Origin of the sequence: Phaeovulum molybdatiresistens (genome assembly GCF_023544865.1) — a bacterium.
Classification (GTDB): Bacteria; Pseudomonadota; Alphaproteobacteria; order Rhodobacterales; family Rhodobacteraceae; genus Pontitalea.
The window spans coordinates 126,598-142,376 of sequence record NZ_JAMJFX010000008.1; the positions used below are offsets into that span (position 1 = coordinate 126,598).

Below are 15,779 nucleotides of genomic sequence, written 5' to 3' on the forward strand. Positions count from 1 at the left end.
GACAGTCATACTGCGCCCGTCAGCCCAGACTGTCCAGCACCTCGGCGGCCAGTTGGCGCGTGATCGCGGTGCCCTTGGCCAGCGCGCGCGCATCCAGCGCCGCCACGACCCGCCGGGCGGTGGCCAGTGATCGATCCATGCGCAGCACCAGCCACGGGATCAGCGCGGGCGCCACCATCAGCTGGCGGTCGGCGAACAGCTTGACCAGAACGGCCGCCAGAAGCGCCTCATCTGGCGGTTCGATTCGCACGCTGGCGGTGGCCTGCATCCGGCTTTTCAGATCGGGCAGCGCCAGGCCCCAGTCGCGCGGCGGGGTGCGGGCGGAAATCAGCAGATCCGCGCCCTCGGCCTGGGCCAGGTTGTGCAGGTGAAACAGCGCGGCTTCTGCCTCGGGGTGGCCGCCGATGGTTTCGGCATCCTCGACTACCACGGCGCGCGCGGCCACCAGCGCGGGTGCGGCGGCGATGGTCAGCGCGCGCCCCGCGATCACGGCGGCGCCGTGTTCATCGGCCCAGATCTGCGCCAGATGGCTTTTGCCCGCGCCCTCGGGGCCGATCAGCAGCATCTTGCGCTGCGGCCAGGTGTCGGGGCGGTCCAGCGTCGCCAGCGCCAGCGCATTGGCGGGCGCGACGAAGAAATCATCGCGCCCCTGCGCGCTGCGGCAGGGCAAGTCAAGGATCAGCTGGCGTTCCACGGGCGTTCAATCGGCTTTGCTGTCAGGTGGCGTTTCTTGCAGCGCGCTCAGCCCCTTGTAAAGCCGCCCCGCAAGATATTGATCCAGCACAAAGCGCGTCACCACCCCAATCACCGCCGCCACCGGCACCGCCACCAGCATGCCGACAAAGCCGAACAGCGTGCCAAAGGCCGACAGCGCAAAGATCAGCCACAGCGGATGCAGCCCGACCGAGCTGCCCACCAGTTTCGGCGTGACGATGTTGCCTTCCAGGAACTGGCCCACACCAAAGATCGCCGCGATGATGCCGATAGACAGCCAGTCGCCCCAGAACTGAAACAACGCCAGCCCGATCGCCAGCGCGCCGCCGAACAGCGCCCCGACATAGGGAATGAAGGTCACCGCCCCCGCGATCGCGCCGACGACCAGGCCGAAATTTAGCCCCGCCGCCATCAGCGCCACGGCATAGAATGTCCCCAGGATCAGACAGACAGAGATCTGCCCGCGCACAAAGCCCGACAGCACCCGGTCGATATCGCGCGCGATCCGGCGGATCGTGTCGGCATGATCGCGCGGCAGCCATCCGTCGATCCGCGCCACCATCCGGTCCCAGTCCAGCAGCATGTAGAAGGCCACGACCGGGACCACGACGATGAAGATCACCGCATTGACCACGCCCATCGCGGAACTGAGCAGCGTCTGCGCCAGTTCGCCGCCGCGCGCCTTGACCGCCTCACCCAGGGCGGCCAGGGTTTCGTTGATGGCTGATCCTTCCTCCATCAGGGACGGGAATTGCGCGGTCAGGAAGGCGCGCAGCCGGCCCGTCATCTCGGGCGCGATGGCGACCAGGTCGGCCAGCTGGGACACCAGCGCCGGGATTACCGCAAGGCCCAGGATCACGAAGCCCAGCATCGCCAGAAGCGCGATGGTAGTGGTGGCTGCCACCCGGCTAAGACCCAGGCGTTGCAGCCGGTCGGCCACGGGGTCCATGAAATAGGCGATCGCGCCGCCCACCAGAAACGGCAGGATCACATCGCCCAGACCCCACAGCGCAAGCCCAAGGCCCGCCGCCGCCACGCCCCAATAGGTTACCTGTTGCCGAACCGGCAGCGCCATGATGAAAACCCTTTCCCAGCCTGCGTCATACTTGGCGTATGGCCCCCGGCTGCGCAAGGGTGCCACCCTTGCCTGAACGCGGCCGATCGACTAGGACGGGGCCAAGTTTCAGCCCATTTCCGCCCAAGAGGTCCCGATGCGCCTGTCCCGCTACTTCCTGCCCGTCCTGAAGGAAAACCCCGCCGAGGCGCAGATCGTCAGCCACCGGCTGATGCTGCGCGCGGGCATGATCAAGCAACAGGCGGCGGGGATCTATTCCTGGTTGCCGCTGGGATATCGGGTGCTGCGCCGGATCGAACAGATCGTGCATGAAGAACAGCAGCGCGCGGGCCATATCCCGCTGCTGATGCCGACGCTGCAGCCCGCCGATCTGTGGCGCGAGTCCGGCCGCTATGATGATTACGGCCAGGAAATGCTGCGCATCAAGGACCGCCATGACCGCGACATGCTGTATGGGCCCACCAATGAAGAGATGATCACCGACATCTTCCGGTCCCATGTGAACAGCTACAAGGACCTGCCGCTGACGCTTTATCACATCCAGTGGAAGTTCCGCGATGAGGTGCGTCCGCGCTTTGGCGTGATGCGGGGCCGCGAATTCCTGATGAAGGACGGCTACAACTTTGACCTGACGCGCGAAGATGCGCTGCATGCCTACAACCGCCACATGGTCAGCTATCTGCGCACCTATGAACGCATGGGGCTGACCGCGATCCCGATGCGCGCGGCCTCGGGGCCGATCGGGGGCGACAACACGCATGAATTCCTGGTGCTGGCCTCGACCGGGGAATCCGAGGTGTTTTATGACGCGAAGGTGCCCGAACTGAAGCTGGGCGACCGGCAGGTGAATTACGACGACCGCGACGAAGTGGCAAAGATCTGCGCGGAATTCACCAGCGCCTATGCCCGCACCGACGAAACCCATGATGAGGCCGTCTTTAACCAGATCCCCGAGGACCGCCGCCGCGTGGGCCGGGGCATCGAGGTGGGGCAGATATTCTATTTCGGCACGAAATATTCCGAAGCGATGGGCGCCACCGTTGTCACGCCCGATGGCAGCCGCGTGCCGGTGGAAATGGGCAGCCACGGTATCGGCGTGTCGCGCCTGCTGGGCGCGATCATCGAGGCGAGCCATGACGACAAGGGCATCATCTGGCCCGAGGGCGTGACGCCCTTCCACGCGGGGATCGTGAACCTGAAGCAGGGCGACGTGTCCACCGACAGCGCCTGCGAGGCGATCTATGGCGCGCTGAAGGCCCGTGGGCTGGACCCGCTTTACGACGACCGCGACGAACGGGCGGGCGCGAAATTCGCCACGATGGACCTGATCGGTCTGCCCTGGCGGATCACCGTCGGGCCGCGGGGGATCGCGAACAACATGGTCGAGCTGACCTGCCGTCGCACCGGCGAGGCCGAGGAAATGTCGCCCGAGGCTGCGGTGGCCCGTGTGGCCGCGATCTACGAGGGGGTCTGAGCGCGCGCCCGGGGGTGCCGGGCGGGCAGGGGGGCGCTGCCCCCCTTCGGGCTTTGCCCTTCCCCCCGAGGTATTTGGGGCAAGATGAAAGGGCTCGCGCGATTGTCAGGGGGCGGCGGCGGGCCGGCCTTGACCTTGGTTCGGGGCGCGGTCACCTTGCGCGCGTTTGAGGGATAGATCTGATGGCCAGCCGCACCGCGCCCTTTTCCGCGTTTGAATTCATGATCGCCTGGCGCTACCTGCGCGCGCGCCGCGCCGAAGGCGGTGTCAGCGTGATGACCTGGATCAGCCTGATCGGCATCACCCTGGGGGTGGCCGCGCTGATCCTGACGCTGGCGGTGCGGGCGGGGTTCCGGGCGGAATTCGTCGATACGATCCTGGGGGCGAATGCCCATGTCACCGTATATTCCGCCCCGCAAGAGGTGGTGGCGGGCAGTGGCGTGATGTCGCCCCTGATGCGCGACTATGAGGCGCGGGCCGCGCGGATCCGCGAGATTGGCGGCGTGACGCGGGCCGCGCCCCTGGTGCGCGGGCAGGTCATGGTGACGATGGGCGATCGGTCGAACGTGGCCGAGGTTTATGGCATCGCGGCCGGGGATCTGGCGACGATCCCGCGGGTGGCCAACCCTGAAACCGCCTATGGCGATCTGGCGCGGTTTGGCGAGGGTATCGCGATCGGGTCGGGGCTGGCGCGCGAACTGGGGGTAAGCCTGGGGGACCGGGTGCGCGTGATCTCGCCCAACGGGGCGCGCACGGCCTTTGGCACCAGCCCGCGCGTCAATGCCTATGAGGTCGTCTATATCTTTACCGCCGGGCGCTGGGACATTGACCGCACGCGGATCTACATGCCTTTTGCCGAGGCGCAGAGCTATTTCAACCGCGAAGGCGCGGCCGATGAGATCGAGGTGTTCGTGACCGATCCCGAGCGGGTGGATGACTGGGCCGGACCGCTTTTGGCGGCGGGGGGCGCGGGGACGCTGCTGTGGAGCTGGCGCGACAGTTCGTCGGGCTTTCTGCGGGCGCTGGATATCGAGGATAACGTGATGTTCGTGATCCTGGCGGTGCTGGTGCTGATCGCGGCGATGAACATCACCTCGGGGCTGATCATGCTGGTCAAGAACAAGGGCCGCGACATCGGGATCTTGCGCACGATGGGGCTGACCGAGGGGTCGATCCTGCGGGTGTTTTTCTTGTGTGGGGCGTTCACCGGGGTGATCGGCACGGTGGCCGGGGTGGCGCTGGGCAGTGCGATGGCGATCTATATCGACCAGATCATGTCCTTCGTGAATTGGCTGAACGGGGGCGGGGCCTGGGATCCGGCGATCCGCGGCATCTATGCGCTGCCCGCGAAGCTGCAGGGCTGGGATGTGGCGCGGGCGGTGGCGCTGTCTTTGGGGCTGTCCTTCGTGGTGACGATCTTTCCCGCGCGCCGGGCCGCGCGGATGAACCCGGTGGAGGCGCTGCGCTATGAATGAGGTGTTGCGCCTTGAGGGCATCGAGAAGGCCTATAACCGGGGCAAGCCCACGGCGGTGTCGGTGCTGCGCGGGGTTGACCTGACCATCGCGCGGGGCGAGGTGGTGGCGCTGGTGGCGCCATCGGGGGCGGGGAAATCCACGTTGCTGCATATTGCGGGGCTGCTGGACACGCCCGATGCGGGGCGGGTGATGCTGGCGGGGCAGGATCTGACCGGGCTGTCGGACCGCCGCCGGACCGAGGCGCGGCGCCGCGATCTGGGCTTTGTCTATCAGTTTCATCACCTGCTGCCCGAGTTTTCGGCAGAAGAGAATATCATCCTGCCGCAGCTGGCCAATGGCGTCGGCAGGGCGGCGGCGCGGGACCGCGCGCGGGCGCTTTTGACGCGGGTGGGCTTGGGCGCGCGGATGGATCACCGGCCCTCGGCGCTGTCGGGGGGGGAACAGCAGCGCGTGGCCTTTTGCCGGGCGCTGGCCAATGGCCCGCGGCTGATGCTGGCGGATGAGCCGACGGGCAACCTGGACCCCGCGACCTCGGACCAGGTGTTTGGGGTGTTGATGGAGATGGTGCGCGAAACCGGCCTGTCGGCGCTGATCGCCACGCATAACATGGAATTGGCCGCGCGGATGGACCGGGTGGTGCGCCTGGACAATGGCACGCTGAGCGAGGGATAGAATGATCGTCTATGGCATCAAGACCTGTGACACGGTGAAGAAGGCGGTGAAAGCGCTGGAGGCAGCGGGCCATGTGGTGCGCCTGCGCGATGTGCGGGCCGAACCGCTGAGCCCGGACGAGATTGCCGAATTCACGGAGGCCTTTGGCGAGCGGCTGATCAACCGCGCCTCGACCACCTGGCGGGGCCTGGATGAGGCGGCGCGGGCGCGCCCGATGGCCGATCTGCTGGCGGCCCATCCGACGCTGATGAAGCGGCCGGTGATCCGGGGCAAGGTGTTGACGCTGGGCTGGGACAAGGCGGCACAGGCCGCGCAGGGGATCTGACCGCGCGCCGGTGGCCGTGGCGGAAACTGAGTATTTTTGCCAAGAAGAAATGGAAAACGGCCCGCGCGATGCCGGGCCGTTGCAGTGTTTCAGGCTGGGATCAGAGCAGCTTCAGATCGCTGGCCGAGGCGCGGCCATCGCGGCCGGACTGGAGTTCATAGGCGATCTTCTGGTTGTCGTTCAGCCCCTTGAGCCCTGCACGTTCGACCGCCGAGATGTGCACGAACACATCCTTGCCGCCGTCATCGGGCGCAATGAAGCCAAAACCTTTGGTGGTGTTGAACCATTTCACGGTGCCAGTGGCCATTCCGTCTCTCCGTCAAGTCATCCCGGGCGGTATTGCCGCGGGCCGTGCAGCCAGGTCTTTCGGGTCTTCCGGCTGCCCCAGATAGGGAGGCGGTAGGAAAGTCGCAGGTCACGTGCGAGAAAGGATGCCCGAAGCGCGCCAAAAATCAACAAAAAAAGGGGCCGCATTGCGGCCCCCCTGTCGGGTTTCACGAAAGCGTCACCGAAGGTCGGGCGGTGTGGCCTCGGCGCCAAGTTCGGCGATGATGGCGTCAAGCGCCACGGTTTCGGTGCGGGTTTCGCCCAGGCGGCGGACCGAAACGGTGCGATCCTCGACCTCTTTCATGCCGATGGCCAGGATCACCGGGACCTTGCCCACCGAATGTTCGCGGACCTTGTAGTTGATCTTTTCGTTGCGCACATCGGCCTCGGCGCGGATGCCGGCGGCGCGCAGGGCGGCCACGACCTGGTGCACATAATCATCCGCATCCGACACGATCGAGGCCACCACCACCTGACGCGGCGCCAGCCAGAAGGGCAGCTTGCCCGCGTGGCTTTCGATCAGGATGCCGATGAAGCGTTCGAACGACCCCAGCGTGGCGCGGTGCAGCATGACGGGGCGGTGCTTGGCGCCATCTTCGCCGATGTAGTTTGCATCCAGCCGTTCGGGCAGGACGAAATCCACCTGCAGGGTGCCGCACTGCCAGTCGCGGCCGATCGCGTCGGTCAGCACGAATTCCAGTTTCGGGCCGTAGAAGGCGCCTTCGCCGGGGTTCATGATGAAGTCGTAACCGGCGGCGCGGGTGGCCTGCATCAGCGCGGACTCGGCCTTGTCCCAGACCTCGTCGCTGCCGGCGCGGGTGTCGGGGCGGTCCGAGAATTTGATCTTGAACGCCTCGAACCCCAAGTCGCGATAGACGGTGGACAGGAATTCGATGAATTTCTTGGTTTCCGATTCGATCTGATCTTCGCGGCAGAAGATATGCGCGTCATCCTGGGTGAACCCGCGCACGCGCATGATGCCGTGCAGCGCGCCCGAGGGTTCGTAGCGGTTGCACGACCCGAATTCGGCCATGCGCAGCGGCAGGTCGCGGTAGGATTTCAGGCCCACGTTGAAGATCTGCACATGGCAGGGGCAGTTCATCGGTTTCAGCGCGTTGATCGACTTTTCGCGCGCATGTTCCTCGTCCACTTCGACGATGAACATGTTTTCCTGATATTTTTCCCAATGTCCCGAGGCTTCCCACAGCTTGCGGTCGACGACCTGGGGGGTGTTCACCTCGACATAGCCGCCCGCGCGCTGCATCCGGCGCATGTAGTCCTGCAGCGTGACATAGATGTTCCAGCCGTTCGGGTGCCAGAAGATCTGGCCCGGCGCCTCTTCCTGCATGTGGAACAGGTCCATTTCGCGGCCCAGCTTGCGGTGGTCGCGCTTGGCGGCCTCTTCCAGCATGGTCAGGTGGGCCTTCAGCTGGTCGCGCGTCTTGAAGGCCACGCCGTAGATGCGCTGCAGCATCGGGCGGCTGCTGTCGCCGCGCCAATAGGCGCCGGCCACGTTCATCAGCTTGAAGGCATCGGCGGGCAACTGGCCGGTGTGTTGCAGGTGCGGCCCGCGGCACAGGTCCTGCCAGTGGCCGTGCCAATACATGCGGATCGGCTGGCCTTCGGGGATCATGCCGACCAGTTCGACCTTGTAGGGTTCGTTGTTGGCCTCGTAATACTTGATCGCGCGGTCGCGGTCCCAGATCTCGGTCGTCACCGGGTCGCGGCGGTTGATGATCTCTTTCATCTTGGCTTCGATCTGGCCAAGATCCTCGGGGGTGAAGGGATCCTTGCGGTCAAAGTCGTAATACCAGCCGTTTTCGATCACCGGGCCGATGGTGACCTTCACATCGGGCCAGATTTCCTGCACCGCGCGCGCCATGACATGCGCCAGATCGTGGCGGATCAGTTCCAGCGCGGGGGCGTCGTCCTTGATCGTGTTGATGGCGATGGCGGCGTCTTCGGTGATCGGCCAGGCCAGATCCCAGTGCTTGCCGTCGATCTGGGCGGAAATCGCCGCCTTGGCCAGCGAGGGCGCGATCGAGGCCGCGACCTGCGCAGGGGTCACGCCCGCGTCAAAGCTGCGCTGATTGCCATCGGGAAAGGTGAGGGTGATCTGGGACATGTCGTCCTCCTCGTCGGTTTGGCGCCCACGGAACGCCCGGTTGCGGGTTATGGTCGCGTCGCTATCGGGGCTTTCGGGGCAAAAGTCAATGCGGCGCCCTGACCGCAGCCGCGGGATGGCGCCCGGATGGAATGCGAAAGGCGGGCGCAATGGCCCGCCCTTCGGGGGGCAAGGCCCCGGTTGTGGGATCGTGTCAGAGTTTGGACAGTTTCGATTGCAGCTCGGCCAGCTGCTTCTTGATCGCGGCCAGATCGTCGCGGTCGCCCGAGGCGGTCTGATTGGCATCATCGCTGTCTTCGGCGGCGCCGGGCCAGCCGCTCATCATCGATTTGAGAAAAGCCTGCTGCTGGCGCTGAAGCGCGTCAAACCCGGGCATCGAGGCCATCGGGTTCGGGAAAGAGGAAAAATTCTCCATCATCTTCGACTGGCCTTCGCGCAGCATTTCAAAGCTGGCGGCCAGAAATTGCGGCACGACGCTTTGCGCCGATGTCGTGTAGCTGCGCACCAGATCGGTCAGCACGTCGATGGGCAGGACGCTTTCGCCCCGGCTTTCATGTTCGGCGATGATCTGCAGCAGATATTGCCGGGTCAGGTCGTCACCGGATTTCAGATCGATAATCTGCACCTCGCGCCCGTCGCGGATGAACCCCGCGATATCCTCCAGCGTCACGTAGTCGCTGGTTTCGGTATTGTAGAGGCGGCGGCTTGCGTAGCGCTTGATCAGCAGGGGTTTTGCGTCTTTCGCTGTTTCGGCCATCATGTCCTCCCGGGGTCTGTTGGCAGCGCGGCAATGTTTAGGCCGCGGCGCGGCAAAAGCAACACAAGAAAAAAGGGCGAGCCATGGGCTCGCCCTTCCAGGTCCGACCCGGCGGGGAGGAGGAGGAAGCCGGGTTGCGGAAACCTTACTTGGCGGCAGTCGCCTTCTTGGCGGCGGAGGTCACTTCCTCGGTCGCTTTCTTGACCGCGGCGGTGGCGTCGTCGGACATGTCCTTGCCGGCGGCCAGCATCAGCTCGACGGTTTCCATCTGCACCTTCTTCGCCACTTCGGCAAAGGCGGCCATGTTTTCGGCAGCCATTTCCGCGGCGGACGAGGCGAAATCGCTCATCGCCTTGGCGTAATCGGCCGGCTCTTCCTTGGTCTTGGCCAGTGCGCCGACCTTGGTCAGCGTTTCCTTGGCCCATTTCGAGGAAATCTCGGTCGATTTCTCGGCGGCGTCCAGCGCGACCTTGGTCATCTTTTCGCCCAGCGCGGCCTGCGATTTGAACGCGTCCTGGAATTTCGCGGTATCCATCGGGAAGGACGCCATCATGTCCTGCATGATCTTGGTGATGTCTTGGGTCTTGGTCATGTGCTCTCTCCGAATTGCTGTGGGCCCGGAAGAAGATCGGCGAGGGGCCCCGTGTCGCTCTGGACATGATATACATGCTGCAGCGCAGCATTTCAAGGATTTCCCGCTGCGTTGCAGAAATTTCACCAAAGCCAGCGGCGGCGTTCAGACCTGGACCTGTTCCACGACATAGGTGCCCGGCGCCGGGGCCAGCACCGGATGACCCGGCCCACCGGGTTTGCGCGCCGCGACCATGCGCCCGGACCGTTCGGCCAGCCATGCGCCCCAGCGCGGCCACCAGCTGCCCTTGTGGTGATCGGCCATCCCCTTCCATTCGTTGGGATTTTCGATGGGTGCGGTGCTGGTGTAATGGCCGTATTTGTCCTTGGTGGGCGGGTTCACGATGCCCGCGATATGGCCCGATTCCGACAGGATGAAGGTCTTGTCCGCCGATCCCATCTGCGCCACCCCGTTGAATGACGCGATCCAGGGCGCGATATGGTCGGTTTCGCAGGCAATGGCGCAGAGCGGCACCTTGACGCCCGAGACATGCAGCCTTTCCCCCATCATATCCACGCCCGCGCCGGTAAAGCGGTCCTGCTGGCACAGCCAGCGCAGATATTCCACCGCCATGCGCGCGGGCAGGTTGGTGCTGTCGCCGTTCCAGAACAGCAGGTCGAAGGCGGGCGGCGGTTCGCCCATCATATAGCTGCGGATCGCGGGCTGATAGATCAGGTCGTTCGAGCGCAGATAGCTGAAGGTGCGCGTCATGAAATAGGACGACAGCACCCCATCGGCCTGGCATTGCGCCTCGATCCCGTCGACGAAATCATCCTGCAGGAAGGCGGTGAATTCGCCCTGATCGGAAAAATCGGTCAGCGTGGTGAAGAAGGTGGCGGAGTTGATCGACTTGTCGCGCCGCTTGTCCAGCAACGCCAGCGTCAGGCTTAGCGTGGTGCCGGCGATGCAATAGCCGATCGCGTTGACCTTGGGTTCGCCGGTGATCGCCTTGACCTGATCAATCGCGGTCAGATAGCCGTCCTGGATATAGGTGTCGATGCCGGTGTCGGCATAGCTGGGATCGGGGTTCTTCCAGCTGACGACAAACAGCGTGAAACCCTGATCGACGATCCAGCGCACAAGGCTGTTTTGCGGCTTCAGATCCAGGATGTAGAACTTGTTGATCCACGGCGGAAAGATGATCAGCGGGGTCTTGTGCACCTTTTCGGTCGTGGGGCTGTACTGGATCAGCTCAAACAGGTGGTTGCGATAGACCACCGCGCCTTCGGCGGTGCCGATGTTGCCGCCGACCTGAAAGGCCTCTTTGTCGGACAGGGTCACGACCAGATCGCCCTTGTTCGCCTCGATGTCGCGCACAAGGTTTTCCAGACCCTTCACCAGGCTTGCGCCCTCGGTTTCAATGGCGCGTTCCAGCGCGTCGGGGTTGGTGGCCAGGAAATTCGTCGGCGCCAGCATGTCGATGATCTGGCGGGTAAAGTAATCCACCCGGCGGCGGTCCTTTTCTTCCAGCCCGTCGATCTTGGAAACCGTTTCCTCCAGCGCCCGGGCCGAGATCAGGTATTGCTGCTTGATGAAGTTGAAATAGGGGTGGCTGTCCCACAGCGGGTTGGCAAAGCGGCGGTCCTTGGGGCCGGGGTCGGCGGGCGGCTTCATCTGCCCCTGGGCCAGCGCCTGGCTGGCCTCAAGGTAGTGCTTCATCGCCTGGCCCCAGTAATTCACCTGTGATTCGAGAATGCGCGAGGGATGATCCATCCATTCCTTCATCATCGCCGCCCCTGCCGTAAGGTAAAGATCGGCGCCCGGGCCTTCCAGCGCGGGGTTCGGGCTGCGTTTGTTGGACAGGGCGGCAACAAGGCGTTGCGACAAAGCCTCGATTCTCGCCAGATTCTCGATCATTTGCTGCGATGCAGCGGGCGGAGACTTGTCACTTGTTGTCATGGTAATAAATCCTCCCTATCCTCATCGAAACATACCGTCGCATCCGCGGGGGGGTAAAGCGGCGAAATGGTTAACGGTGCCTCTCGCGAAGGAGACCTGAATGAAGGGCATGATGCGATACGACCTGATGGAAACCATCAGGAACACCAATGAATGGATGGGGGCCTCGGCCCGCGCGATGGCATCTTACCCGGTCTGGGGCATGGTGCCGCATCCGATGTTCAAGGTCATGTCCGCCTGGGGGCGGGTGACGGAACGGTCCTTTGCGCGCATGGTGATCAAGCCCGACTGGGGCATCCGGTCGATCACCGGCACCGACGGGCGCGACCATCTGGTCAATGTCGAGACGCTGGTGGAAAAGCCCTTCGGCAACCTGATCCATTTCAATATCTCGGGGCGCGAACCGATGGCGCGCCGGGTGCTGCTGGTGGCGCCGATGTCGGGCCATTATGCGACGCTGGTGCGATCCACCGTGGCCAGTCTGCTGCCCGATTGCGAAGTCTATGTGACAGACTGGCACAATGCCCGTGACATTCCGGTGTCGGCGGGCAAGTTCGACATCGAAGATTACACGCTCTACCTGGTGGAATTCCTGCGCCACCTGGGCCCCGACATCAACGTGATCGCGGTCTGCCAGCCCGCGCCCCTGGCGCTGGCCGCCACCGCCTATCTGGCCGAGGAAGAGCCCGCCGCCCAGCCGCGCACGCTGACGCTGATCGGCGGCCCGGTCGATCCCGACGCCGCCGCAACCGAAGTCACCGACTTTGGCCGGCGCGTGACGATGGGCCAGCTGGAACATCTGGTGATCCAGCGCGTGGGCTTCAAATACAAGGGCGTGGGCCGGATGGTCTATCCGGGGCTGATGCAGCTGGCGTCCTTCATCTCGATGAACCTCGACAAGCATTCCGCCGCCTTCCAGGAAAAGATCCTGAACGAGGCCAAGGGCGATGGGTCCGAGCATGACCAACACAACCGCTTTTATGATGAATATCTGGCGGTGATGGACATGACGGCGGAATTCTACCTGTCCACGGTGGAACGCATCTTCAAGGGGCTTGAGGTCGCGCAGAACCGCTTTGTCGTGGCCGGCAAGCAGGTGGATATCGGCAAGATCACCACCGTCGCGGTGAAAACCGTGGAAGGCACCGAAGACGACATTTCCGCGCCCGGGCAATGTGTGGCGGCCTTGCGGCTGTGCACCGGCCTGCCCGACAGCAAGAAGGCGCACCATCTGGAACCCGGCGCGGGCCATTACGGTATCTTTGCCGGGTCCAGCTGGCGTAACAATATCCGCCCGCTGGTGCTGGACTTCATCGACCAGAACGCGGGCGACAGCGTCCGGCCCAAGGGCCGCACCAAGGTATCCGCGCTGCGCCCGGTCAGCTGACCCGCGCGCGGTTTTGCCAGATCGGCGGCCCTGCGGGGCCGCCTTTCATTTCAGCAGCAAGGGCGCATCAAGCCATTCGCCCAGCGCCTGGGTGACCTTTTCGGGCTGTTCCAGCGGCGCCAGATGGCCCGCGCCCAGGATCAGGCGGAAACTGGCATGGGGCATCAGCTCGGCCAGGAATTCATGCCGCCGCGGCGGGCAGATCGTGTCATGTTCGCCGCACAGCAGCAGCGCCCGCACCTTGGTATTGCGCAGCGCGCGCTGTTGGTCGGGGCGGCGCATCAGCGCGCGGGACTGGCGCTGAAAGGTCTCGGCGCCCAGGGCCTCGGCCATGTCGATCATCATCGCCTGCACCTCGATCCGGCCCGGGCCGGGGGCCAGCGCCTCGGGCGGGATTTCCTCCAGCATCGCCTCGGTCAGCTTGCCCGCGCGGGCGCGCACGATGCGCGGTTCGCGCGCGGCGGCGACCTGGGGCGATTCGGGCAGGGGTGAGACATCGGCCAGCGCGATCCGCGTCACCCGGTCCGGCGCGCGGCGCAGGATTTCCATCGCCACCAGCGCGCCCAGCCAATGGCCCAGCAGCGCAAAGGCCGGGGGCGCATCGGCCAGCACCGCCTCAGCCATCTCCTCGATCGTGGTGCCCTGGGCAAGGGGGGCCACATGCACCGGGCGGGTGGCGGAAAAGGTGACGATCTGGTGCCAGAACAGCCGCGCATCGGCCATCAGTCCGGGCAGGATCAGCAGCGGTTCAGGGCGCATCGGGGCCTCGGGCTTTCCTGGGTTTCTGGGGGCGCATGGGGGTCATATACGCGCCAGAACCTCATCCAGTGCGGTTTCGATCAGCCGCAGGCAGTCGGGGTCGGAAAAGCGGTGATCGGCGCCCTTGACCAGCGTCAGCCGCATGTCGGGGCAATCGGCATGGGCCAGCAGGCGCAGCGCCACATCCTGCGGCACATCCGCATCCGCCGTGCCCTGCAGCATCCGCACCGGGAAGGGCAGGGGCAGGGGGCTGCGCAGCACCAGCCGGTTGCGGCCTTCGTTGATCAGGCGGCGGGTGATGACATAGGGGTCGTCGCTGTAGTCCGAGGGCAGTTCGATCCGGCCCGTTTCCTCCAGCTTGCGGCGGGTGGGGGCATCCATCCCGGCCCACATGCTGTCTTCGGTGAAATCGGGGGCGGCGGCGATGGTGACCAGGCCCGCGATCCGTTCGGGCATCGCCCGCGCGATCAGCAGCGCGATCCAGCCGCCCATCGATGACCCGACCAGCACCTGGGGCCCCTGCGTCAGCGCGGTGATCGCATCGCGGGCATCTTCGAACCAGTCGCCGATCGCGCCATCCAGGAAATCGCCGCCCGACTGGCCGTGGCCGGAATAGTCAAAGCGCAGGAAGGCGCGGCCCTGCGCGCGGGCCCATGCTTCCAGCGCCAGGGCCTTGGTGCCTTCCTTGTCGGATCGGAAGCCGCCCAGAAAGACGATGCCCGGCCCCTTGCCCTCGGTCCGGTCATAGGCGATGCGGCGGTTTTCGGGGGTGGTAAGATATTCGGTCATCTGGCCTCCTTGTCAGGGGCAGACTAACCCGCCCCGCCGCCGGGTGCCAGTGTGATGGGCGCGCTGGCCGTGGCGCACGCTATCGCGTCAGCCCCGCGCCGCTTTTTCCGCGATGCCCGAGGTGCCCTCGCGCCGGTCAAGTTCGGCCAGCACATCGGCCAGCGCCACATCGCGCGCGGCCAGCATCACCAGCAGGTGATAGATCACATCGGCGGCTTCGGCGGTCAGGCGGGCGCGGTCGCCCTTGACCGCCTCGATGATCGCCTCGATGGCCTCTTCGCCGAATTTCTCGGCGCATTTTTCCGGGCCCTTGGCCAGCAGTTTTGCGGTCCAGGAGCTGTCGGGATCGGCACCCTTGCGGGCGGCGATGGTGGCGGCAAGGCGGTCAAGCGTGGTCATGGGGGGGGCGCTTTCATCAAAGGCGGACGGGGATGCCGGCGGCGGCCATGTGTTCCTTGGCCTGACGGATCGTGTATTCGCCAAAGTGGAAGATGGACGCGGCCAGCACCGCCGAGGCATGGCCCTGCGTCACGCCCTCGACCAGGTGGTCCAGCGTGCCGACCCCGCCCGAGGCGATGACGGGGATGTCCACCGCATCGGCGATGGCGCGGGTCAGCGGGATGTTGAAGCCCGCCCGCGTGCCGTCGCGGTCCATCGAGGTCAGCAGGATTTCCCCCGCGCCCTTGGCGGCGACGGTGCGGGCGAATTCCACCGCGTCGATGCCGGTGGGGCGGCGCCCGCCGTGGGTGAAGATTTCCCATTTGCCGGGTGCCACGGTCTTGGCGTCGATCGCGACCACGATGCACTGGCTGCCAAAGCGGTCGGCGGCCTCGGCGACGACATCGGGGTTGGCCACGGCGGCGGAATTGAAGCTGACCTTGTCGGCGCCCGCCAGTAGCAGCGCGCGCACGTCATGCTGGGTGCGCACACCCCCGCCCACCGTCAGCGGCATGAAACATTGTTCGGCCGTGCGGGTGACCAGATCATACATCGTGCCGCGGTTTTCATGCGTGGCGTGGATGTCGAGGAAGGTCAGCTCATCCGCCCCCGCCGCGTCATAGGCCTTGGCGGCCTCGACCGGGTCGCCCGCGTCGATCAGGTTGACGAAGTTGACGCCCTTGACCACGCGGCCATCGGCCACGTCGAGGCAGGGGATGATGCGGGTCTTGAGCATGGCGGACTCCTTTGGCGCCCTCATACAGGGCCGGGGCGCACAAGGGCAAGCGCCGAGACATCAGGCAGGGCGGGGGCGCTGCCCCCGGCCAGCCCCTAAGATAAATGTTGAACAACCTTAGCAGGCCGCTGAAGAAGTCGGTTATGCAGAACGGTTTCCTTTCGGCGCAACTGTCCGGGTTTGGCTTCGGGCGCC

General features: G+C 65.1%; 16 protein-coding genes. 5 read left to right on the forward strand and 11 right to left on the reverse strand.

Annotated features, from left to right (window positions below):
• Nucleotides 1-19: 19 nt before the first annotated feature.
• Entirely contained in the window at nt 20-694 is a 675-nt protein-coding gene (locus MXB90_RS08035) for a P-loop NTPase family protein (RefSeq protein ID WP_250043363.1), read from the reverse strand.
• A 6-nt stretch (nt 695-700) separates the two neighbouring features.
• Nucleotides 701-1,789 carry an AI-2E family transporter gene (locus MXB90_RS08040; protein ID WP_250043364.1) on the reverse strand — a complete coding sequence of 363 codons (1,089 nt, stop codon included), beginning with the start codon at nt 1,787-1,789 and terminating at the stop codon, nt 701-703.
• A gap of 136 nt (nt 1,790-1,925) precedes the next feature.
• On the opposite strand from MXB90_RS08040, the gene proS reads away from it, so the two are divergent.
• The 4 genes from proS to MXB90_RS08060 all read left to right on the forward strand — a co-directional run bounded on the left by proS (nt 1,926) and on the right by MXB90_RS08060 (nt 5,736).
• Nucleotides 1,926-3,263 carry a proline--tRNA ligase gene (gene proS / locus MXB90_RS08045; RefSeq protein WP_250043366.1) on the forward strand — a complete coding sequence of 446 codons (1,338 nt, stop codon included), beginning with the start codon at nt 1,926-1,928 and terminating at the stop codon, nt 3,261-3,263.
• Between the two features lie 182 nt (nt 3,264-3,445).
• Nucleotides 3,446-4,738 carry an ABC transporter permease gene (locus tag MXB90_RS08050; protein WP_250043367.1) on the forward strand — a complete coding sequence of 431 codons (1,293 nt, stop codon included), beginning with the start codon at nt 3,446-3,448 and terminating at the stop codon, nt 4,736-4,738.
• Complete coding sequence (locus MXB90_RS08055) at nt 4,731-5,411, forward strand: ABC transporter ATP-binding protein (RefSeq protein WP_250043370.1); 681 nt, start codon at nt 4,731-4,733, stop codon at nt 5,409-5,411. Before MXB90_RS08050 ends, MXB90_RS08055 begins: the two co-directional genes overlap by 8 nt.
• 1 nt (nt 5,412) lies before the next feature.
• Nucleotides 5,413-5,736 (forward strand): arsenate reductase family protein, encoded by a 324-nt coding sequence (locus MXB90_RS08060; protein ID WP_250043372.1) that lies wholly within the window; start codon nt 5,413-5,415, stop codon nt 5,734-5,736.
• A gap of 100 nt (nt 5,737-5,836) precedes the next feature.
• Here MXB90_RS08060 and MXB90_RS08065 read toward each other — a convergent pair whose 3' ends face one another.
• From MXB90_RS08065 to phaC, 5 genes are all read right to left on the reverse strand, one after another.
• The gene (locus tag MXB90_RS08065) at nt 5,837-6,043 is read right to left on the reverse strand and encodes a cold-shock protein (protein ID WP_250043375.1); all 207 of its coding nucleotides are present in this window, start codon (nt 6,041-6,043) and stop codon (nt 5,837-5,839) included.
• Between the two features lie 198 nt (nt 6,044-6,241).
• Entirely contained in the window at nt 6,242-8,188 is a 1,947-nt protein-coding gene (gene thrS, locus MXB90_RS08070; RefSeq protein ID WP_250043378.1) for a threonine--tRNA ligase, read from the reverse strand.
• Between the two features lie 193 nt (nt 8,189-8,381).
• Nucleotides 8,382-8,945: a polyhydroxyalkanoate synthesis repressor PhaR gene (gene phaR / locus MXB90_RS08075; RefSeq protein WP_250043381.1), complete on the reverse strand. Its 564-nt coding sequence runs from the start codon at nt 8,943-8,945 to the stop codon at nt 8,382-8,384.
• A gap of 145 nt (nt 8,946-9,090) precedes the next feature.
• Nucleotides 9,091-9,537: a phasin family protein gene (locus tag MXB90_RS08080; protein WP_250043383.1), complete on the reverse strand. Its 447-nt coding sequence runs from the start codon at nt 9,535-9,537 to the stop codon at nt 9,091-9,093.
• A gap of 144 nt (nt 9,538-9,681) precedes the next feature.
• Nucleotides 9,682-11,475: a class I poly(R)-hydroxyalkanoic acid synthase gene (gene phaC / locus MXB90_RS08085; protein ID WP_250043385.1), complete on the reverse strand. Its 1,794-nt coding sequence runs from the start codon at nt 11,473-11,475 to the stop codon at nt 9,682-9,684.
• 100 nt (nt 11,476-11,575) lie between these two features.
• Here phaC and phaZ point away from each other — a divergent pair, with 100 nt between their 5' ends.
• Nucleotides 11,576-12,862: a polyhydroxyalkanoate depolymerase gene (gene phaZ, locus MXB90_RS08090; protein WP_250043388.1), complete on the forward strand. Its 1,287-nt coding sequence runs from the start codon at nt 11,576-11,578 to the stop codon at nt 12,860-12,862.
• A gap of 45 nt (nt 12,863-12,907) precedes the next feature.
• Here the strand turns inward: phaZ and MXB90_RS08095 are convergent, their stop codons facing one another.
• The 4 genes from MXB90_RS08095 to hisF all read right to left on the reverse strand — a co-directional run bounded on the left by MXB90_RS08095 (nt 12,908) and on the right by hisF (nt 15,584).
• Nucleotides 12,908-13,621: an alpha/beta fold hydrolase gene (locus tag MXB90_RS08095; protein WP_250043391.1), complete on the reverse strand. Its 714-nt coding sequence runs from the start codon at nt 13,619-13,621 to the stop codon at nt 12,908-12,910.
• A 42-nt stretch (nt 13,622-13,663) separates the two neighbouring features.
• Nucleotides 13,664-14,410: an alpha/beta hydrolase gene (locus MXB90_RS08100; protein ID WP_250043394.1), complete on the reverse strand. Its 747-nt coding sequence runs from the start codon at nt 14,408-14,410 to the stop codon at nt 13,664-13,666.
• A gap of 87 nt (nt 14,411-14,497) precedes the next feature.
• The gene (locus MXB90_RS08105) at nt 14,498-14,809 is read right to left on the reverse strand and encodes a phosphoribosyl-ATP diphosphatase (RefSeq protein ID WP_250043397.1); all 312 of its coding nucleotides are present in this window, start codon (nt 14,807-14,809) and stop codon (nt 14,498-14,500) included.
• 16 nt (nt 14,810-14,825) lie between these two features.
• Nucleotides 14,826-15,584 carry an imidazole glycerol phosphate synthase subunit HisF gene (hisF, locus tag MXB90_RS08110; protein WP_250043400.1) on the reverse strand — a complete coding sequence of 253 codons (759 nt, stop codon included), beginning with the start codon at nt 15,582-15,584 and terminating at the stop codon, nt 14,826-14,828.
• Nucleotides 15,585-15,779 lie beyond the last annotated feature (195 nt).